The sequence below is a fragment of the Streptomyces avermitilis MA-4680 = NBRC 14893 genome (assembly GCF_000009765.2).
Taxonomy (GTDB): domain Bacteria; phylum Actinomycetota; class Actinomycetes; order Streptomycetales; family Streptomycetaceae; genus Streptomyces; species Streptomyces avermitilis.
Map to the genome: position 1 here is coordinate 189175 of NC_003155.5, position 19541 is coordinate 208715.

Genomic DNA, 19541 nt, shown 5'->3' on the forward strand with positions numbered 1-19541 from the left:
TATACGCAGCCCTTATAGAAGGCGCCTAGGTCCCGCTCGGTCTCCAAGGACCCGTGCAACAGGAAGTAGCCGAGCTGGTCGTAGACCTGCCAGGCCCGCTTCAGCAGGAAGCTGGCGAGGCCCTGGCCGCGGGCCTGCTCGGCTACCGCCAGGCCGTGCACTTTGCCAATGGCCACGCTCAGGATCACAGCCTGCACGTTGCTGTACCCGTACTCCAGAGCCCGCTCGATGATGGTTCCGGGGGCGGTGACGGACAGAGCGCCGATCGGCTGGTCCTGCTCGTTGGCGGCCACGAGAGTCAGGCTGACACTGGCCATCGAGTCGGCCCTCGGGTGCCCGATGGTCCGGCGCGCGAAGTCCTCGAAAAATGTCTTGGTGGTGCCGTCCAGACCGTCCAGGAGGGCGGCACCTGCGGTGCCCTGCTCGATGGAGGACCGCAGACCGGGATGAGCCGGGCCCCGGCCGTGTCGAGCAGCGCGTCGACGGTGTCCGCGTCCGCTGCTGTGGCGAGCCGCACGCGGGTGCCGGCGGGGCCGGGCCAGCCCTTCCGTAGCCGGTCGGCGGACAGCCGTACTCGTCTGCTGCTGCCCTTCTTCGCGGTGCGCTTCGCCATGGATAGCCCCCGGGGTCGGCGTGAACTGGGACGAAGCTGAGCGCCATGAGGGATGCTGTCCACCGCGAACGCCGTTCAAGGACCGTTTCCCGGCCGAATGCGCCGCACAGCGAGCACAGGCGCCGGCGCCAGCGTTAAGTGTTGATCAGTCTGCCGCCCCAGGACGCCGGTCCTGGGGCGGCAGACGTTTGTCTGAACCATCGTGGCCGCTGATCAGCGTTCTGCTCCCACGCTGCTGTCAGGCGCTCTGGCACAGCGGCGGCAGGAGTCCGTCGCCCGGCCAGAAGGGTTGCTCGGCCGCGACGCCGGTGAGGAACATGCCGACCTCGGTCAGGACCTTGGTGCGGTCGTCCGGTCCGTAGACGGTGAAATCCCCTGCTGCAGCGTTGAAGGCGCGCACTTGGTTCTCGGGGCCTGTGCAGATCAGGGCCCGGGCAACTGCGGGAAGTCCGAGGCTGAGGGCGTCGCACCTCTGTGTCTGCACGAGTTGCACCAGGTCGGCGGTGACACGTTCCCAGTCGCCGACCGTCGGCCAGTCGGCGCCTCCGTTCAGTTCGTGGGTAAGGGTGGCAAGCGGGATGACCTCGCGCGGCTGCCGACCTTGGGTGAGGAGGTCGTGGATCCGGGTGCCGTCGGGCTGCAGGATCCACGGGTGGAGCAGGGTGTCGGCGGCGACCACGGTGGTGTTGATCTCCAAGGTTCCGGGTCCGGGGTAGTAGGGCTCGTGCGCGAAGAGCAGGTAGATGTCTGAGGTGCGGGCAGCAGGGTTGGATTGGGGCATGAGGGGTGTTCCCTTCGGCGGTGAGGTGCCGGGCGTGTGCTGAGGTGCTTGCCGGTACGGGCGAGGCGGCCGCTCCGGCTCGCGGGCCTGGTCGGCGTCGGCCGGCGCTGACCGGGCGGATGGGTACCTGAGGACCTGGGCGACCTGGTGGGTGAGCTGGAGCATCAGCCGTTCGCGTGCGATGAGTTCACAGGAGGCCGAGCGGGTGTCCTGGGTCTGGAGCAGGTCGGCGGCATCCCAGAGCAGGTGCTGGCTGATCTGGGCCGACCGGCGCAGTTCGTAGCGGTCGCTGACGGCGGCGGCCTGGACGAGGTAGGTGTGCAGGGCTGCGAGGCGCTGGAGGTAACAGCAGGCGCTGGCGCCTTCGACGCTGCGGACGTGTTCGCGGGCCCGGGCGTCCAGCGTGGTCGGCAGGTGTTCGGCGAGCAGCGGCGCGAGCACGATCGCTGGCAGGGCGACGTCGGCGGGGATGCCATCGGCCATGGCGAACAGCCCGGCCAGCAGGCTGAACAACGCGACCGCGACGGTGACGACGCGCAGCGAGCCGGGGGTGCCGGGGGCCAGGCTGATGCGTCGGCCGGGGCGTCTGGTAAGCCAGCGCAGCGCCAAGCGCTGCGTGGGTGTGGCCGATGGGGTGAGGACCCCGATCTGGTGAGGGAGTTCGGGCTGGGAGCCGTCGCCTGGGATCGTCCAGGCGAGCCAGCCCCACCGGGTGCGCTCGTAGACGAGTACGGGTTCGCACTCGGCTGTACAGGTGTGGTCGCGTACGTGGCCGGTTCGCAGGGCGCGTGCGTGTTCCGCCTCCCACCGGCCCAGGTCAGCCGGGAAGGGGTGCAGGTGCTGGGTGAAGCCGCTTGGCGTTGGTCTGCGGCGGGTGTCGGTCACGAGTTGCTTCCTTCCGGTTGGTCGGTCAGGCGGAGGCGCACGTCGTGCAGCGGCCGTCGCCGTCGGGGTGGGCTCGCTTGCGAGTTGGTCCGGGGCAGGTGCGGCACAGTGGCCAGCCGAGGCAGGTGGGGCAGAGGTCGTCGCCGGGGGCGGTGGCGGGCACGCCGCAGCCGGCGCACTCGACGAGGGCCCGGTAGGTGAGGGCTTGGGTCACAGAGCGGGCGGCGGCCGCTGTCGATGACCGCTCTCTGGTCGCCTCCGCGAAGGGTTCGTCCAGCGGGGCCGCGCCGGGGCGGGCGGCGGTAGCGGGCGGCGGGTAGGCCTGGGCGGCGCGGAGCCGGGCGGCGATGATCGCGCCGATGGAGGTGCGCACCAGGTTCGGCAGCGGTCGGCTGGTGATGACGTGGCGCAGCTGCTCGGCGCTCCAGCCGGCTTCCAGCATCACGGTCGCCACGCGGCCTTGATCGGTCAGTGCCGGCCCGGTCAGCAGGAGTTCGGGACGGCTCGCCCCGATGTCCAGCAGCAGCCGGATACCCGCGTGCATCTCGTCTGCTGGAGTCGGCGGCTTCGGCGACGTTGTCGCGTGCGAGGGGACCGTCCGTGCGTTCGTGCGCGCGGCGTCGCCGCGGTCGCACGGACGGAGGGGGTTGGTCTTCTGCTTCGTGGTGTTCTTTCTGTTGGTGTTCTTAGTGGGGCGATTAACCGACGTCGGGTTATCCACCGGTGGAAAACCCGACAACGGTTGCGAGCTGGTGTTTTGCAGGCTGGGCAGGTCCGTGATGAAGTAGGCGGCCGCGCCGAGGGTGCCGTCGGGGTGGCGCTCGCGTTCTCGGAGGAGGAAGCGGTGCTTCTCCAGCTCTTTCAGCCCGCTCTTCACGGCTGCCTCGCCGTCTCGGCCGCGGCGCGCCAGGTCGGTGACGCTCATCCGCCAGCCGTCCCGGTGCGTGCTGATGTAGCCGAAGACTCCCTTGGCCTTGAAAGAGAGCCGGGCGTCGCGGAACAGGCCGTTGGCGATCTGAGTGAACTGGTCCGCCGCCATCACCCCACGGCGGACCCCTGCCCCGAAGCCCGCCCCCGCCTGCGGCGCTGAGACGAACGCCGTGCCAGCCGTCTGCGCGAGCGCGGCGTCGGCGATGGCTGGGTGGTCCGTGATCGAGTAGACGATGTCGCCGAGGGTCCCGTCGTCGTGCCTGAGCTGTTCGCGGATGAGGTAGCCGTGCCTCTGCAGTTCGCTCAGACCGGCGCGCACGGCGTCCCGCCCGTCAGGTCCGACGCGCACGAGGTCGGCGACTGTGACGTGCCAGCCGGTGACGTGGGTGCTGATGTAGCCGCAGATTCCCTTCGCTTTGAAGGAGAGCCTGCTGTCGCGGAAGAGGCCGTTGGCGATCTGGGTGAACTGGTCTGCCGCCATCACCCCACGGCGGATCCCCGCCCCGAAACGGGTCATCGTGCTCCCTCGCGCGCCATGAGCGCGCGGCCGCTGATGCCCTGGAGCGAGGGTGCGGGCGCGAGGTGGCCGGGGCCGCTGAGTGAGGAGAGGTGCGCGAGATCCATGCCGTCAGCTCACCCGGCGCCCCCGACCAGGCTGACGGCCACCGGCCCCGACCACCGGTCACGATGCGGCAACATGCGTACTGGGCTGCCGTGGTCGGGCTCATGGTCGGGCCGACCATGAGCGTCCTGGGTGCTCGGGAAGGATGCGCAGTCGCGGTTGCGCAGCGACGGTGGCATCCATTGCGCATGCAGTTGCGCAAGGGAGTTGGGGGGCCTGCGCAGTCGGCATGTGCGGGCGGCTGCGCACGGTTGCGCCGCGGTTGGCAGGGGGCCTCGGTCTTGGGGCTGCGCACTCGGCCCAGTTGTGCGCAACCGGGCTGCCGCGGCCCTCCTTCCGGTGACGGCGCGATCCCGAACCGTCAGCGGACTCTCCTTTCCGTACCGCCCGGGGCGCTTGGGCAAGTTCCCCGTCCCCGGCGCCTTCGTGATGGTGGTCCGCTCGGTCATGCCTGGTACCCATGGTCGGGGCTGTGGTTGGGCCGACCATGAGCCCGACCACGGGTTTTGTGTCCCCATCGTGACCGTGGTCGGGGGTTCATGGTCGGTGGTCGGGTCGGGGCTTGCGGGTTTTCTCAAGGTCAGCAAGTACACGTTCTGACCTGGGAGTTTGACCATGTCCCCTGGCAAGCAGGCCGCGGAGAGCGGCGCTGCCCCTGCGATGGCCGCAGGCGTAGAGCTGGAGAAGATGAGGCGCCGCGTGCGTGTGTCGCGCCTGGCCCTGTTCACCGCGATCGCGGCCGGCCCCGTCGCCCTGGGCGTCGCGGTGATGTCCGGCCCGACCACGGTTGTTGCCGCCCCCTTGGACAAGCCGACTGCTGTGCGTAGCGCCGTCGCTTCCGACCCGGCGGGCTATGCGCAGTTGTTCGTCGACGCGTGGTTGCGCAGCAGTGCCGACGACGCGAACAGTGCGCAGGCGCGGCTTGCGCAGTCCCTCGCGCCGGACGTCGATCTGCCGGATCCGGTCGCCGGTGCGCAGCCGAAGCCGGCAGCGGTGACCGCTGTGCGCAGTGCGCAGCGCGAGGACGGCGAGTGGGCGGTGACGGTGGCTGCGCAGTACGCGGACGGCCGTGTGCGCTACTTCGTCGTGCCCGTGGCGGCCGACGCGAGCGGCAGCTCGTTCGCCGTGACCGGCGCCCCCGGTGTGGTGGCCGGCCCGGCGCGTGCCGCGGTGTCCCAGTCGCTGTTCGGCGTGAGTGTTCCGTCCGGCGGCGATCTGGCGTCTGCGGTCGGGGAGTTCTTCGGCGCGTACCTGACCGGGGCCGGGGAGGTGGACCGCTACCTCGCGCCCGGGGTGAAGCTGTCGCCGGTCTCCCCCGCCCCGTACACCGCGGTCACCGTCCAGGAGGTGTGGGGCGCTGAGGAGGCCGTGGCCGCCGAGGAGGTGCCGGCCGACGGTACCAAGGTCCGTGTCCGCGTCCAGGTCGAGGCCAGGGATGACGCCGGGCGCTGGCCGCTGGCGTACGACATCGATCTCAAGTCCCGCTCTGGCCGGTGGGAAGTCGCGGCGCTGGAGTCCGGGACTGGCGGGGGCGGGGGTGCCCGGTGAGCACGGTGCAGAGCCTGATGCTCGCCGGCCGTCTGGACGAGACAGGCGACGGCTGGATCAACATGCTCGAGAGCTGGGCGACCAAGGGGTTCAAGGCGGGCCTGATGGCTCTCGTGGTGATCGGCATGGTCCAGAAGTTCAGCCTCAAGGCCGGCCTCGGTGCCCTGCTGCTGATGGTCATCGCGCTGGGGCTGTACGACAGCCGTAACGACCTGGCGGACATGTTCACCGACGAGGTGAAGAACCCGTCCAAGGGCGCTCCCGCCGTGCCCGGCATCGTGCGCGGTCCCGATCCGCTCGCCCGGGTGCACTCCGACGGCACGGGAGACGGGCTGTGAGCGCCGCGACCATGGGGCGGGTGGGCCGCTTCTACACCTCCGCCCGCCGCCACCCGTGGGTGCTGGGGAAGGTCGCCGACTGGAAGATCCCGCTCGGCCCATATACCCCGGCACAGATCGCGGTCGCCGTCGGCGGCGGCTTCCTGCTGGTCAAGACGATCAGCTGGTGGTCGTGGATGGGCCCGGTGCCCATCGTGGCCTGGGTCCTGACGGTCTGGGCGGTGCGCCGCCCGAAGATCAAGGGGCGCGCCCCGTTGCAGGCGGCGCTGGGCTGGGTGCTGCTCGCCTGGCAGCCGCAGGGTGGCCGGATGGGCGGCCGGGCCGCCCGGGACCGCCTTTCTCGTCCTCTGTTTGGCGGTTTCACCCTCGAGGTGGCTGCTCCCGCTGTCCCGGTCATGGCCACGCTCCGCGTCGACCAGCCTGCAGCCGATCGCAAGGCGCGCCGGGGCCCGGCGGTCCGTCCGTCCGCGCGGCCGCGCTCGGCGCCGCAGGCGCGCCCGGTGTCGGTGGGGCCGGTGTCGGGCGTTCAGCAGTTGCTCGCCCTCGCCGAACAGGCCGGGGGTGCGCGGTGAGGGTGCCGATCCGTCACATCGCCGGGCATCTGGTGTGGTCGACGCACGGCAGCGTGTGGGCCCTCTACCGGCTGCACCCCGGCCCGGACGAGCGGGGCCGCCGGGAGGAGACCGTCCAGGGGACGTACGTTCCGGCTGCGGTCCGGGACGAACAGCTCGCCAAGATCACCCACTTGATCCGCTCGCTGTCCGGGGCGCCGCGCCTGTTCGGGCTGTGCGCTCAGGTCGACCCGGGCGAGATTGCCCTGCGCATGATCGAGGGCATCGAGCCCGGCGAGACGGCGGCCGACGGCGGTCCGCATCCGTGGGTGGAAAACGTCGAAGCCACCCTGGACCTGCTGGGCGAGCAGGAGATGCACCGCCGCACCCTCTGGCTGGCGGTGCCGCTGCAGAACGAGGCCGCCGGCGGGCAGATGACCGCGTCGCTCGGCGCGATGTGGGCGGACGTCGCGCCGATGCTGGGCATGCGGGCTGCACCCGTGGCGCGCCGCGAGGTGAGCGGCTACCGCGAGCAGGCTTCCCGGGTGGAGGCCGCGCTCGCCGGCGGCGTCGCCTTCCGCCCGGCCCGCCCGGCGGAGATCGTGTGGATGATCCAGCACACTCTCCACCGCGGCCTGGAGGAGCCGCTGCTCACCGAGGCCGAGACCAGCGACCTGTACGGCGGACAGCTGCGGGCGGGGATGCTGCAGTCCCCCAGCTACGCCGATCTCGGCCAGGTCCGCCTGCAGGAGGGAGGCGTCGACCTGGCGCTCGACGACGTCGAGGGCCTGTCCGGCGGGGACCGGATCGGCCGCTCGGGCCGTAAAGCCTGGTGGCGGCTGAAGACGTCGTCGCCGCTGCGGCGGCGCTGGCTGCAGGTGGAGTCCGACGCCGGGGTGGGCTATCAGGCGCAGTTGGCGCTGGCCGAGTGCCCGCCCGCGGTCAGCCAGGACGCCGCCGACCTGTTCGCCCAGCTGGAGACGCTCGATTTCCCTGTCGACTACACCGTCGACCTCACTCTGGTCCCGGCGGAGAAGGCCCGCGACCAGGTCCGGCGCAAGAAGAACGAACTGGTCGACCAGGCCGACCAGTACGACGCCCGCCCCACCGGCATGCCCGCCTCCCTGACCGATGCCGCCCGCGACCTGGGCGAGCTGGACGCCCGCCTGTCGCGTACGTCGGTCGAGGTCGAGGTCCAGTCCGTCACCGTGCTGACCGTGTGGGGGCCGACCGCCGCCGTGTGCGACGCCCGCGCCCGGGCCCTGGCCGCGCTGCTCGGCGGCGCCGACTACCGGGCCGTGCGCCCCGCCGGGCTGCAAGAGGCCCTGTTCACCCTCGGTCTGCCCGGCACCGCGCGGCCCGGTGTGGTGCGGGAGTTCACCCAGCACCAGGTCAGCGAAGACTGGGCGCTGGGCGGGGCCTTCACCGCTGCGGAGGTCGGCGACCCCAACGGCATGTTCCTCGGCATCGACCTGGACTGCGGCACCACCCGCCCCGTGATGATCAACGTGGCGGACGCACCCAAGCAGGACGCCTCCGCCTCCATGGGAATCGTCGGCGATCTCGGCGCGGGCAAGAGCGTCCTGGAGAAGCTGATCTCCGAGTCGGTGTGGGCGCGCGGCGGGGTCGCGATCTGCATCGACCGCACCCCCGTACGCGAGTGGGCCACCTTCGCCCGCACCGCAGCTGCGGGCCGCTGCCAGATCATCGACGCCGCCCAGGCGGAGGTGTCCATCGACCCGCTGCGCATGTTCGACGGCCCCGAAGGCCGCCACTACGCCCTGTCCTACCTCACGCTGCAGCTCGGCATCGGCCCGATGAGCACCAACGGGGAGGTCCTGCACCACGCCGTCGAGCGGGCCGCCGCCGGCGACGCCCCCTCCATGCACCGTGTCCTTCAGGTCCTCGACGAGATGGCCGGGGCACAGGCGGGCAAGCGGCAGGACGCGGCCGCCACCCTCGCCGGCCTCATCCGCGTAGTCGCCAGCAACCCTCTTGCCGCGATGGTGTTCGACCCCGCGCTGCCGCCCGTGCGGCTGGACGCCTCCGGTGCCTCCGACATGATCGTGATCACGACGACCGGTCTGAAGCTGCCGCCGAAGGCCGCGTTCGACAAGCCCGAGGTCCTGCACCAGCAGCCGCTGGAAGCCCTGATCGGCCGCGCGGTGCTCTACCTGATCGCCGCGATCGCCCGCCAGACCGCTTTCGAGGACCCGGAGCGGTTCACCGCCGTGGTGCTGGACGAGCTGTACTGGCTGACCTCTTCGGCCGAGGGCACCGCCCTGGTCCACGAGATCCTCCACGACGGCCGCAAGCACGGCGCCGGGCTCCTCGCCGGCTCCCACGATGCCGAGGAACTCGGTCCCGACCGCGGGCTGATGGCCTACCGCGCGCTCGCCCGCACCGCAGACCGTGAACGCGCCCGCAGAGGACTGGAGTTCCTCGGTCTCGACCCGCACGACCCCGAGCTGCTGCGGCTGGTGACCACCGGCCTGTCCCCGGTCGGACAACGCGGCCGCGAAGGCGAGTTCCTCATCGCGTGCCCGCGGCAAAACACCGGCCGTATCAAGGTCGTCATCCCCCGCATCGAGCGGATCTCCTCCTCCATCACCACCACACCTGGACGCCGCACCACTGCGCCCGGGTCCGCGCCGCTCGCCGGCGCAGCCACAGGCGACCGTCCGAAGGAACTCCGATGACCTCTTTCGCACCCAGCCGTTCCCGGCGCCTCGCCGCAGCCGCGAGCGCTCTCACGGTGATCGCCGTGGCCGTCGGCGTGCTCGTCCTGGCGCTGGGGGTGAGCCTGCCGGAGGCCTGGTGGCCGCGCACCGGACAGGCCTTCGCCGCCGACGCCGCCAAGGCGCCCGCAGACCCGTGCGATCGGATAGCCGGTCCGGCCAAGGCGTACTGCGAGCGCGGCCGCCATGCCACGAGCGCCCAGGCCGGCGGTGACGCAGCCGCATGGAAGCTGCTGTCGGCCGCGACGGCGATAGGCGCGCTCGTGATCTGGCGACGCCGCGCGCATACGAGGCAAGGGCGGGCTTGAGATGTTCCGTCCAGACCGCGGCACGCTGCGCTCGGTCGGCTTCGTCCTGCTGGTCACCGGCGTGTTCGTCATGGTGAACAGCCAGGTCGTGTACGCGGCGAGCAGCAACAGTGAGACCGGTGACCTGCTCACCCCGTTGAACATCACTTCCTCCGAGGGGGTGCCGATCAACGGGTACGAGCTGAACGCCGAAGGCGGCTCCATTGTCGCCTTCAAGACGCAGGCCCTCGCGTTCGCTCTGTCTGGGCTGTTCACCCTGATCCGGATGCTGGTCGGCCTGGCGGGGTGGGCGATCGAGGTGGCCTTCCGGTTCCCGCTGCTGAAGATCTTGAGCCGTCCGGCGCAGAAGGCCGCCGACACCTACGACAACGTGGTCGTGGACACGCTCGGGCTGAAGGGTCTGCTGCTGGCCTGGGCGTTCGTGTTCGCCGGGTTCATGATCGTGCGTGGCCGTGTCGGCCGCGGTCTGGGCGAGATCTTTCTGACTCTTCTCATCGCGGCGTTCGCCGCCTCGGCGTTCGTCCGCCCTGACACCCTGCTCGCCCAGGACGGACCGCTGGGGCAATCCCAGCAGGTGGCCGCCGAGGTCGCGCAGCAGAGCGTCAACTCCTACGACTGGGGAGGCAAGCTCGCCAGCAAGGGGCCGTGTGAGGGCATGGCGGGCAGCGCGGAGATCACATGCCTGGAGCGTGAAGGCGAAGGCCCGGTCTCCGCGGCAGAGGTGGCCCGCCCGATCCAGGACTCGATCACCAACGCGCTGATCGTCAAGCCGTACATGCTGCTGCAGTACGGGCGCATCCTCGACCCCGCCAAGCCTGCCGACCGCAGGGCCTACGCCGTCCATCTGATGTGGGTCACCGGCGGATACAAGGCGGGCGCCAAGAAAGACAACGAGGACAAGAAAGACGCCTGCGCCAAGATCAAGGGCGAGGCGAAGAAGTACTGCGAGCGCGACACCGACGTTGTTCCCGGGAACAACGGAAGCGGCACCCTGCCGGAGCTCACCCCAGGCGGTGAACTGCTGGACGCCTCCCACGCGATCGTCACCGACGAGGACCGCGAGTTCTACGCCTTCCTGCAGGACATGAAGAAGACCGGTGACGTCGGCAAGTCCTGCGCCGCCTACGCCGAGAAGCCCACCTGGTGGCGGGTCGGCGGGGCCGCCCTGCTGCTCATCGCCACGTTGTTCATCTGCGGCATGCTGCTCTCCAGCGCCATTGTGCTGCTGGGCACCCAGGGCATCTGTGCGGCAGCCGCGGCCGCGGGCGGTGTCACTTTCATCGCCGGCATGCTGCCCGGGCCCGCACGCCAGTCAGTGTGGAAGTGGCTGTCGATCTGGGGCATCTCGGCCCTGACCGTGGTCGGGGTCTGCGCCTTCGTACCGTTCTTCGGCATCGCCGTGGACGCCACCATCACCAACGGCCCCGACCTGATGGTCGAGCGAATCCTGCTGATCGATGTCCTCGCCATCGCGGGCACGGCCGGACACCGCAGGCTCCTGACCGGAATCACCTCCTTCGGGCGGCGCATGGCCATGCGGATGCGCTACGCCAAGGTCGGCGGCACCCACATGCCCGGCGACACCTCCGAGCTCGGCGCCGCGCTCGCCATGAACTCGCCCGCAGCACTGGGCGGATACGGCGGGGGCTTGCGCGCCTTCACCGGCGGCGGTGGCGGCCGGTTCGGGCTGCTCGGCACCCGGCAGCGGCTGATGGGCGCGCTCACCTCTTTGTTCGACGGGGCGGGCATGCCGGTGGACACCGGCCGTGTCCTCGCCGACGCAGGCGCCGAAGCCGGTCGCGGGCTCGCACCGCTCACCGCGGCGGCCGCCGTGAGCGGGGCGGGGGCGCGACTTGGCGCGAAGGGCACCCACTGGCTGCTGATCGGCCGGCGGCCGGACAAGGAGCAGTTGGCCAAGTGGCGCAAGCCCACGGCTGACGGCGACCCGGACGCGGGCGGCCCGGACGGCGGCCCGGACGGCGGTTCAGGCGGCGGAGGGCCGCGCCGTCCTGGCGGTCCGCCCGATCGTTACCGCGACGAGGACGGCCAGGTCGTCGACCGCCGCACGGGGCAGGTGCTGCACGACCAGAACACCGACCGCACGCTGCTGTCGACGCGCGCCCACAACCGTCTGGTGCGCTTGCGCGGGTACCGCATCCTCAACCGGGGCGGCCGCGCCGCATACGGGACGACAGTCGGGCTCCCGGCCAATGTCCGCCGGGCCCGCTCGGGCAAATCGCAGTACTTGCTGGACGCCCGGCAGCAGGTGCAGGTCTGGGGCAACACCGTCCGCGAGGACGGCCGGGCCTGGGCCGACACAGGACGTCATGTCTCTCGTGTCCTGCGGGAGCACACCGACGACAGCGGCGGCCCCGGCCCCTTCGTCACCCGTCGCCTGCCGGCCCGTCCGGCACCGGCTCCGCGGCCGACCGGGTCCTCCAGTTCTCCAGCCCGTACGCGACAGGCCTCCCCACGGGCCAGCGCGTCCGCGTCTCCGGCCTCGGTCAGCACACGGCCGAGCGCGCCGCCGACCTCCCCGCCCCGGCTCGGAAGCGGTGCGCCCCGGGCTGCAGCAGGCGGCAGACCAGGGCGGACCGCTCCCCCCGGCGACGGTGGCGCGGAGGGTTCTGCAAGCACCGGCAACCGGGCCCGGATGCAGGAGCTGATGCGGCAGGCCGAAGCGCTGCGCGAGATGCGGGCACGGTGGCAGGTCGAGGACGGTGAGGACGGGTGAGGACGGCCCGGCGCCGCAAGACGCAGTGGGGGTGTGTGGTGGTGCTGTTGCTGTTCGCCGCCGTGTGCTGTGCCGCACCGGCAGGGAACGCGATCAGCGCGTACGTGGCGCTGAAGACGGGTGCGAGCGCCGACGGCGGGGTCGCCGAAGGCGGCACCGCTGCGGACATCCCGCCGCGCATGCTCACCGCCTACAAGAAGGCCGTCCAGCAGGTCGGGAAGCATGTGCCCAAGTGCCAGGGCATGCGCTGGCCGATCCTGGCCGGGATCGCCAAGGTCGAGTCCAACCACGCCGTGGGCCGGAACATCGCCGACAACGGCGACATCCGCCCGCGCATCTACGGGGTGCTCCTCAACGGCTCCGGGGCCGGCGGGAACACCACCGCCTTCCCGGACACCGACGGCGGCAAGTGGGACGGAACCGCCAGTGGGGAGCGCGCGGTCGGACCCTTCCAATTCTTGCCGTCGACCTGGGAGGGCATCGGCGAGGACGCGAACGGGGACAAGACGGCCGACCCGCACAACGCCGACGACGCCGCGCTCGGCGCCGCGGCCTATCTCTGCGGCAACGGACGGGACTTGACCAAGCGGGCGCAGCTCAAGGCGGCGATCCTCCAGTACAACCACTCCAATGAGTACGTCTCGAACGTGCTGGGCTGGATCGACCAGTACACGGCGGCCGCGAAGGACCCGGACCTGAAGAACGTCACGGGCAAGGTCCGCACCGTCATCGAGGCGGCGCTCTCCCAGCGGGGCGTGCCCTACTCGTGGGGCGGCGGCAACGCGAGCGGCAGGTCGTACGGCATCTGCTGCTCCCCCAGCGGAAAGAGCGGCGCAAGCATCAAGGGTTTCGACTGCTCGGGGCTGACCCTGTACGCCTACGCGAAGGCTGGCATTCAGCTGCCGCGTACGGCGGCTGCGCAGGCCGGGGTCGGCCAGCGCATCCCCACGAGTCTCGGGTCCGATGCGCTCAACGCCGGCGATCTCGTCTTCTATGCCGACGCTCCCGGTCATGACTCGACGATCTATCACGTCGGGATTTACGTGGGCAGCGGGCAGATGGTCAACGCCGCCCGTCCGGGGACCGTTGTCCGCCTGGACGCGGTCAACGCGATGTCGGGATACGCGGGAGGGGCCCGCCTGCTGTGACCACGTCCCCGGCGCGCTCGCCGCGCCTGCTGCTGATCGCCACTGGGGTCCTGGTCGTGGCCGGGGTGATCCTGCTGACGGTGCCGCATACGCAGAGCGCACCCTCAGCTTCGGCGCCACCGCGTGCGGCCGCTCCCACGTCGCATCCCTCGGCGTCCGCTTCTGGCGGCCGTACTGGGCAGGCCAGCGGGCTCGCGCCGGCCCCGGCCTCCACCGCGTCGGCACAGTCGGCCAGCGCGTCCGCGCTGCCGCCGCACGGCGAGGGCACCGCCGGCGATGCCGTCATCCACAAGTCGTTGGAGGACGCCTGGCCCGCCGATCTCGCCGCCGACGAGGAGCGCAAGCTCCTCGCGGCCGGCCGTGGCCTGCTGCGGGCGGACGCCACCGGGATCGGCCGCGCCAAGTGGCCCGCGATCTTCGGCGACCCGGACCAGGCGGTCGCACCGGCGTTCGCCACCGCCCGTTTCCGTATCCAGGCCGCCATCGCCCGCCGTGACGGCAGCCCTAACAAGGCGGTGGTGCACCTGGTGTGGGCGGGCACCGACCGCGGCGGCACCTACACCGACCGGCGCATCACCGACCGGTACTTCACCCGCACTTCGACGAAAGGAGCATCCACGTGGACTCCGCAGCCCCGTACCTGACCGGCCAGGCGGCGCCGTCAGCGTCCGGCTCGGTATTCGGCATGTTCACCGGCATCATTCACACCGTCGGCTGGGTGATCGCCTACTGGTACGTTCCCGTGGCTGCCGCCATCGTCATCTGGGCCGTGAGCGAGACGGCGGTACGCCGCCTGGCGAGGAAGGCCTCGGCCGAGCGGATGGCGCTGGAGCTCGTGCCGTCGCGGCACTTCGACCCCGGCCTGGAGGAGATCTTCCGCCGCGGAGTCCAGCTCGCCCGGGCCTCGACGAGCATGCCGTGGTGGGCGCCGCGCCGTACGAAGGCGGTGCAGATCCGGCTGCGCGCCGACGGGTCCAGTCCGCTGCGCTACCGGATCGAGGGTCCCGCCGGCGGCGAACGTCTGCTGTCGATCACTCCCTTCGGCCCGGGCGTCACGGTGAACCGGGCTCGTCCCCTCGTCGACAAGCCGCGTGAGCATGTGGTGCGGGCGGAGTTCATCCTGCGCGGCAAGCCCACGGCCCCGCTGCGTGAAGTGCCGCTGGACCCGGACCCGTTGCAGCCACTGATCGATGCCGTCTGCGACCTGCGGGCGGAACTGGGTGACCTGGCTGAGATACGGCTCGACATCCAGCGGGCCCCCAAGTGGGCGCTTCGGGCGCGCCGTGTGCAGCTGATGTCGGACGCTCGCCGCAGGGAGCGTCGCGAGGCTCAGCGGGCTGCCAGGTGGGTGCGGCAGGACGCCACCGGCATCGAGGACTCGCTCGCCTGGCAGTTGCAGCAGTTGGTCAGCCGGAAGCAGGACGGGGGCGGGCGCCGTCTGGTCATGCCGCCGGTCCCCCGCCGGGTGGACCCCCAGGACGCGCTGGGCAAGCTCGCCGGTGACGACCATCTCGTCCGTGTGCAGCTGCTCGTGATGTGCGCCTCGAACACCGAAGGGCGGGCCGAGGCGAGGCTCGCCCAGCTCCAGGCCGCGTTCGACGTGTTCGGCGGGGGCTCGCGGTGGGCGATGCGCGGGTGGCGCGTAGGTCCGTGGCGGTTCGGCGCGGACCGCTGGCCCAGCCGGCGCGGCTTCGAGCGCCGCTGGCGGCTGGGACACTGCCAGCCACCCCGCCCGAACTGGGTGCGCCTGGAGGAATTGCTCGGCCTGCTCAAGCCGCCCACGGTGCACTGCCGTCTGCCGCTGCTCGCCGCAGACCTGCCGACCTTCGAGTTCGGGAACCCCGAGTTGCTGCTGCAGGGCATCTACCGCTCCCCCGACGGTCGTCGGCGCTTGATCGCCAGCTACGCCAAGGAGACGCTGTTCGAGGTAGGGGTGGGCAAGGCGGGCGGCGGCAAGACCGAACGCGCCCTCGCTCAGGCGATCGGCTGGGCGCATGCCGGAGGCGGGCTGCTGTTCGTCGACCCGCACCGCGACTCCTGGCCCCGTGCTCTGCCGTTCCTGGCCCACGACGCGCTGATGCAGCGGATCGCACTCATCGACCTCAACGCCCATGGGACTTCTCCGCACGTGAGTTGCTGGAACCCGCTCGGTATGCACCAGGGCCAGACAGCGCACGAGGTCGTCGAGGCCACCGCGGACGCCTTCGCGTCCGCGCTCGGCTGGGACGACGCCAGCGCACCCCGCGCGCTGACGATCCTCACCGCCGCCCTGGCGGTGCTGGTGGCCGTCAACGAAACCGCATGCCAGGCCGGGCGTCCGGAGGACCAGGCCACGGTCTTCCACCTGCGGGCGCTACTCACCGATCCGCTCTTCCGCGCTGCGGCGCTCGCCGGGGTGGAGGGACGGCTCGAGGAGGAGACCCGCTCCTGGTGGCAGACGGTGTTCCCGACACTGCCCGCCGACTCCTTCGCCGTGGTCCTCAACCCGATCGCCCGCCTCGCCGCCAACCCCGTCACCCGCGCGTTCCTCGGGCAGCCGGCCGGCGTCTACAACATCCGCGGCGCGATGGACTCGAAGATGATCGTATGGGTGTGCCCGGGCGGGAACGGACCCACCGACCGGCTGATCACCGCGCTGCTCGCCCGGGACCTGCTACGCGCCGTGCGCTCCCGCCGCGACACCCCCGAAGGCCAGCGGGTGCCGTTCCGCCCATACTTCGACGAGCTGATCACCCTGACTGGCGCGGCCCCCGAAACGATCGCCAGCATGTTCGAGGACTTCCGCAAGTACAAGGTCCACGTCCACGGCATGACACAGCTGCTGGCCCGCCTGCCCAACCCGGTGCGGCTGTCCCTGGTCCAGAACGCCTCCACCCTGGCCTCCACCGCCGGCTCACAGTCCGCCATCGCCCCGATCACCGCGGAATGGGGCGACCGCCCCGGCCCTGACATCGTCGCCGCCCTGGACCGGTTCGAGCACTACATGTCGCTGACGGTCAGGGGCGCTCGCGTCGGCCCCGTCCCGATCACCGGTCCGCACCTCGACGAAGTCTTCGCCGACTACGCCCGCCCCCGCCAGGCGGCAGCACTGGAGCGCTCCGCCCGGGCCATGGCCGGGGCTGCGCCACTGGACCAGCTCACAGCACTCGCCACTAACCAACTGAACCGTGTGGGCGACTTTCTCGCCCAGCACGCCCCCACCACCCGGCCCGCCGCACGGCTGCAGAAGAAGGGATACCAGTGACCACCGCCTTCGAGACCCTGTCGTCCGGCCGCACACCGAGTCCGGTCGAGCCGCTGCCGCATCAGCTCCTTGCGGTGCTGGGGCAGCACCGGATGGCAACAACCGGTCAGCTCCACGACCTGTTGCGGCCTGACGCGGCGCGGCAGACCGTCTCCACACCGTTGAACAAGCTGCGCCGCAAGGGCCTGGTGGACTACGCGGTGCTGCCGCAGTCCAACCGGTCGCGGGCCTGGTACCTGACAGGGGAGGGTGCCCGGCTGGTGAGGGACTTCCCCGCGCTCCGGGGCCGTCCGCCGTATCCGATCACCTCGGCCACGGCTGCCTCGTTGAAGACACCGCACACCCTGACCGTGGTCCGCACCCACCTGGCGTTCGTCACCGATGCCCGCAGGCGTGGGGACGAACACGGTCACCTGGACTGGACACCCGAGGTCTCACACCCGCTCAGCGACGGCGAGAAGATCATCACGGATGCGGTGATGCACTACACCCTCATCGGTGATGATCAGCGGACAAAGCTCAGGGCATTCGTCGAGGTCGACCGAACGACCATGAGCAGCGAGCGGCTCGCGTCGAAATTGATCGAATACGCGCGGCTGTGGTCGTACGAGCCGCAGCCTGCCAGCCGGTCCCGAGCACGTCAGCCGGCCGTTCCCGGTGCCGTCTGGCTGCGCTGGTATCCCGTGTTTCCCCGGGTCCTGTTCGCGCTCACCGGAGCCTCCCGGTACGTACTGGACAACCGGATCTCCGACCTGCAGGCCATGGTGGCGCAGCATCCGCTCGTGGGCACGCTGGCCCGGCAGGTTCCGATGGGCGCGGCGGTCCTGGAAGACCTCGAAGACAAGGGTCCTACCCGCAATGTCTGGGTGCCTCTGGCTGGCGGCAAGCCGCGGCCCTGGACCGAGCTGTGACTCGGCAGTCTCGTGTCGACCGAATGTCGCAGCCTTGCAACTGCTTCGGAACTCTCTTGACGTTTGCTTACGCGAACCATTAGTTTACTTCTGCACACCGGGTCGCGCCTTTCAAACGACCCTGCGTGTCTCGGACTTGGGAGAACCAGATGCCTCAAGCTGCTAGTGAGATTCGCATCCCTGAAATGGCTTCGGGTGCCGAATGGCCCGTCGACACCCAGGCCGTCTCGTTCGTCGGAAGCGCCTGCGTAGTCCAAGGGGCCGACGACTTCGACCTGGACGACCTGAACCTGGTGCGCCATCAGTTCCCAGGCCGGCGCGTCACGCTCGACGGAGACGTGATCACCGTGTGGCCGACTCCCCTACAGGTCGGGCGAGGTGAGCAGCATCCGTACGCGCTCAACGCCGCCGAGGTTGGCCACCGGAAGAACCGACAGCGCGAGGTCTCGTTCTTGCGAACAGGGCGCTGAAGCGGTCCGCACGAAGCCAGGACCGGCCCGGAACATGTGCGGACGGAACGAGCCAATACACAGGACTAGAAATCGACATCCGGTTCCGAAAGTGACCGGTTAAGTCCCGAGTTGTACGAGTGAACTCCAATATCAAGCTGGGAAGTTGACTGGCATATGCGTAATCTTGCGGTCACGCAACGCATTACCGCAGCTGGACCAGGCCGCGGTACCGGGCCGCCGTATACCGGAGGCCGGAGGCAGCGGTCGCATCGCACCGCGTCGCACGGGGAGACAACGTGACACGCACAAAACGACGCTCGTCAGGGCTCAGGCTCGCCGCTGTTCGCACCCGGAAGCACGCCACAGCCGTACTTCTCGCGGGCAGTCTGGTGGCGCTTGCCGGTTGTAGCGATAGCGGCACGGACGCGTCACCGCCCCAGCCCAGCCGTACTCAAACGGCTAGCCCGTCGTCGTCCCCCAGTTCCACAGCTGATGCGGAGGACGCCGCCGTCGTCGCCGCGTACACCCGCTCCTGGAGTGCGCAGACGGAGGCCTACAGGAAGGCATCCTCCGCAGGCACCGATCTGAAGAAGAACACCACTCTCCGGGCCCTGGCTGACATCGAGAGCGACCTGGCTGCGATGCGGGAGGCCAGGCAGGTAACGACCGGGATTCCGGTGATCCACCCGAAGGAACCCAAGGTGACCCACGGTGAGATTCCCAAGGCCACCCTCACGGACTGCGTCGACACTACGAACTGGACGCTGATCGACAAGGCCTCGAAGAAGCCGGTCCCGCTTCCATCGGAGCGACTCATCAAATACGTCAGCACCGCGACGCTTGAAAAGTGGGGGACGAAGTGGATGGTCACGGAGTTGACCGCGAAAGATCAAGCCTGCTGACCCGGCGCCTGTCATTACTCATCGGCGCCCTCGTCCTGGCCGCGGCAGGCACCGCGCACGCCGACGACGACCCCGATGTCGGGGCGGGCAAGTGCCAGGTCATCAAGTTCTGCGTCGGCGTCGGCGTGGACGACGAGACCGGCGGGAAGGGCACCCAGACGGGCTCGCAGGGCAGCAGCGGCAGCAAGACGCAGTGCAAGCTGACCAAGGTCAACCCGAAGCCGCCGGCCAACCATCCGGTCTGGAACGGCGCCGACCCCAAGAAGAGCGACCTGTACTTCCGCGCTTGCACGGACGGCGGCGACGGTTTCGTCGTCGTACCGCAGGGCCAACCCGCACCCCAGGTGGACCCGCAGGAGCTGGCGCAGCGCGCGGTCGACTCGATGACGCTGCTCGGCCCGGACATCGCCAGCCCGCGCGGGGCCGGGAAGTACACGGTCGGTGTGCCGACGTGGATGTGGGTCAACCAGAGTGCCACGACCTTCGGGCCCAACACCGCGTCGGCCTCGGCGGGCGGGATAACCGTCACCGCTACCGCGAAGGTCTCCAAGATCGTGTGGCAGATGGGCGACGGCGCCTCCGTGACGTGCAACGGCCCGGGCACGCCGTACCAGGCGTCCGAGGGCATGGCCCAGTCACCTAACTGCGGACATGTGTATTCCAAGAGCTCAGCTGGTGCCCGCAGCGGCAAGTACCCGGTGACCGCGACGTCGACGTGGACGATCGACTGGCAGGGCGGCGGAGCTGCCGGCCAGCTCACCGAGATCCGGCAAACCAACGTGCAGGTGGCGATCGGCGAGCTGCAGGTCGTCAGATAACGCCGCCGGAAGGACAGA

At 70.5% G+C, this 19541-nt stretch carries 15 protein-coding genes and 1 pseudogene; 13 read left to right on the plus strand and 3 right to left on the minus strand.

What is annotated here, in order from left to right; all coding sequences use genetic code 11:
* Positions 1–119: 119 nt before the first annotated feature.
* The 3 genes and pseudogenes from SAVERM_RS45695 to SAVERM_RS01280 all read right to left on the minus strand — a co-directional run.
* A pseudogene (locus SAVERM_RS45695) lies at positions 120–317 on the minus strand (GNAT family N-acetyltransferase); the annotation flags it as partial.
* Positions 318–851: 534 nt separating this feature from the next.
* On the minus strand, positions 852–2279 hold the full coding sequence (locus SAVERM_RS44125; protein WP_010981606.1) for a hypothetical protein: 1428 nt from the start codon (positions 2277–2279) through the stop codon (positions 852–854).
* A gap of 25 nt (positions 2280–2304) precedes the next feature.
* Complete coding sequence (locus tag SAVERM_RS01280; protein WP_010981607.1) at positions 2305–3726, minus strand: helix-turn-helix domain-containing protein; 1422 nt, start codon at positions 3724–3726, stop codon at positions 2305–2307.
* Between the two features lie 720 nt (positions 3727–4446).
* Between SAVERM_RS01280 and SAVERM_RS01285 the strand changes: the two genes are divergently transcribed.
* The 13 genes from SAVERM_RS01285 (at position 4447) to SAVERM_RS44130 (ending at position 19523) form a co-directional block, all read left to right on the plus strand.
* The gene (locus SAVERM_RS01285) at positions 4447–5379 is read left to right on the plus strand and encodes a conjugal transfer protein (RefSeq protein WP_037651021.1); all 933 of its coding nucleotides are present in this window, start codon (positions 4447–4449) and stop codon (positions 5377–5379) included.
* A 17-nt stretch (positions 5380–5396) separates the two neighbouring features.
* On the plus strand, positions 5397–5717 hold the full coding sequence (locus tag SAVERM_RS01290) for a hypothetical protein (RefSeq protein ID WP_010981609.1): 321 nt from the start codon (positions 5397–5399) through the stop codon (positions 5715–5717).
* A complete protein-coding gene (locus tag SAVERM_RS01295) occupies positions 5714–6289 on the plus strand; it encodes a hypothetical protein (RefSeq protein ID WP_010981610.1) in 576 nt (191 codons plus the stop codon). The genes SAVERM_RS01290 and SAVERM_RS01295 overlap by 4 nt, the downstream gene beginning before the upstream one ends.
* Positions 6286–8967, plus strand: a complete 2682-nt coding sequence (locus SAVERM_RS01300) for an ATP-binding protein (RefSeq protein ID WP_010981611.1) — start codon at positions 6286–6288, stop codon at positions 8965–8967. The genes SAVERM_RS01295 and SAVERM_RS01300 overlap by 4 nt, the downstream gene beginning before the upstream one ends.
* Entirely contained in the window at positions 8964–9314 is a 351-nt protein-coding gene (locus tag SAVERM_RS01305) for a hypothetical protein (protein ID WP_010981612.1), read from the plus strand. The genes SAVERM_RS01300 and SAVERM_RS01305 overlap by 4 nt, the downstream gene beginning before the upstream one ends.
* A 1-nt stretch (position 9315) precedes the next feature.
* Positions 9316–12048, plus strand: a complete 2733-nt coding sequence (locus SAVERM_RS01310) for a hypothetical protein (RefSeq protein ID WP_010981613.1) — start codon at positions 9316–9318, stop codon at positions 12046–12048.
* On the plus strand, positions 12045–13196 hold the full coding sequence (locus SAVERM_RS01315) for a C40 family peptidase (RefSeq protein ID WP_010981614.1): 1152 nt from the start codon (positions 12045–12047) through the stop codon (positions 13194–13196). Before SAVERM_RS01310 ends, SAVERM_RS01315 begins: the two co-directional genes overlap by 4 nt.
* Positions 13193–13840: a hypothetical protein gene (locus tag SAVERM_RS01320; RefSeq protein WP_010981615.1), complete on the plus strand. Its 648-nt coding sequence runs from the start codon at positions 13193–13195 to the stop codon at positions 13838–13840. Before SAVERM_RS01315 ends, SAVERM_RS01320 begins: the two co-directional genes overlap by 4 nt.
* Complete coding sequence (locus tag SAVERM_RS01325) at positions 13816–16440, plus strand: hypothetical protein (RefSeq protein ID WP_037651018.1); 2625 nt, start codon at positions 13816–13818, stop codon at positions 16438–16440. Before SAVERM_RS01320 ends, SAVERM_RS01325 begins: the two co-directional genes overlap by 25 nt.
* Positions 16437–17351: a replication-relaxation family protein gene (locus SAVERM_RS01330; protein ID WP_010981617.1), complete on the plus strand. Its 915-nt coding sequence runs from the start codon at positions 16437–16439 to the stop codon at positions 17349–17351. The genes SAVERM_RS01325 and SAVERM_RS01330 overlap by 4 nt, the downstream gene beginning before the upstream one ends.
* A 185-nt stretch (positions 17352–17536) precedes the next feature.
* The gene (locus tag SAVERM_RS01335; RefSeq protein ID WP_037651016.1) at positions 17537–17821 is read left to right on the plus strand and encodes a hypothetical protein; all 285 of its coding nucleotides are present in this window, start codon (positions 17537–17539) and stop codon (positions 17819–17821) included.
* A 278-nt stretch (positions 17822–18099) separates the two neighbouring features.
* Positions 18100–18705, plus strand: a complete 606-nt coding sequence (locus tag SAVERM_RS42105) for a hypothetical protein (RefSeq protein ID WP_137951566.1) — start codon at positions 18100–18102, stop codon at positions 18703–18705.
* Complete coding sequence (locus SAVERM_RS44130) at positions 18651–19523, plus strand: ATP/GTP-binding protein (RefSeq protein ID WP_242432098.1); 873 nt, start codon at positions 18651–18653, stop codon at positions 19521–19523. Before SAVERM_RS42105 ends, SAVERM_RS44130 begins: the two co-directional genes overlap by 55 nt.
* Positions 19524–19541: the final 18 nt, after the last annotated feature.

Bases quoted from the DNA above. Each gene is read 5' to 3' on its own strand.
- SAVERM_RS01335 (WP_037651016.1), top strand. From the start codon at position 17,537: ATGGCTTCGGGTGCCGAATGGCCCGTCGACACCCAGGCCGTCTCGTTC.
- SAVERM_RS01290 (WP_010981609.1), top strand. From the start codon at position 5,397: ATGCTCGCCGGCCGTCTGGACGAGACAGGCGACGGCTGGATCAACATG.
- SAVERM_RS01310 (WP_010981613.1), top strand. From the start codon at position 9,316: ATGTTCCGTCCAGACCGCGGCACGCTGCGCTCGGTCGGCTTCGTCCTG.
- SAVERM_RS01305 (WP_010981612.1), top strand. From the start codon at position 8,964: ATGACCTCTTTCGCACCCAGCCGTTCCCGGCGCCTCGCCGCAGCCGCG.
- SAVERM_RS01285 (WP_037651021.1), top strand. From the start codon at position 4,447: ATGTCCCCTGGCAAGCAGGCCGCGGAGAGCGGCGCTGCCCCTGCGATG.
- SAVERM_RS01280 (WP_010981607.1), bottom strand. From the start codon at position 3,726: ATGACCCGTTTCGGGGCGGGGATCCGCCGTGGGGTGATGGCGGCAGAC.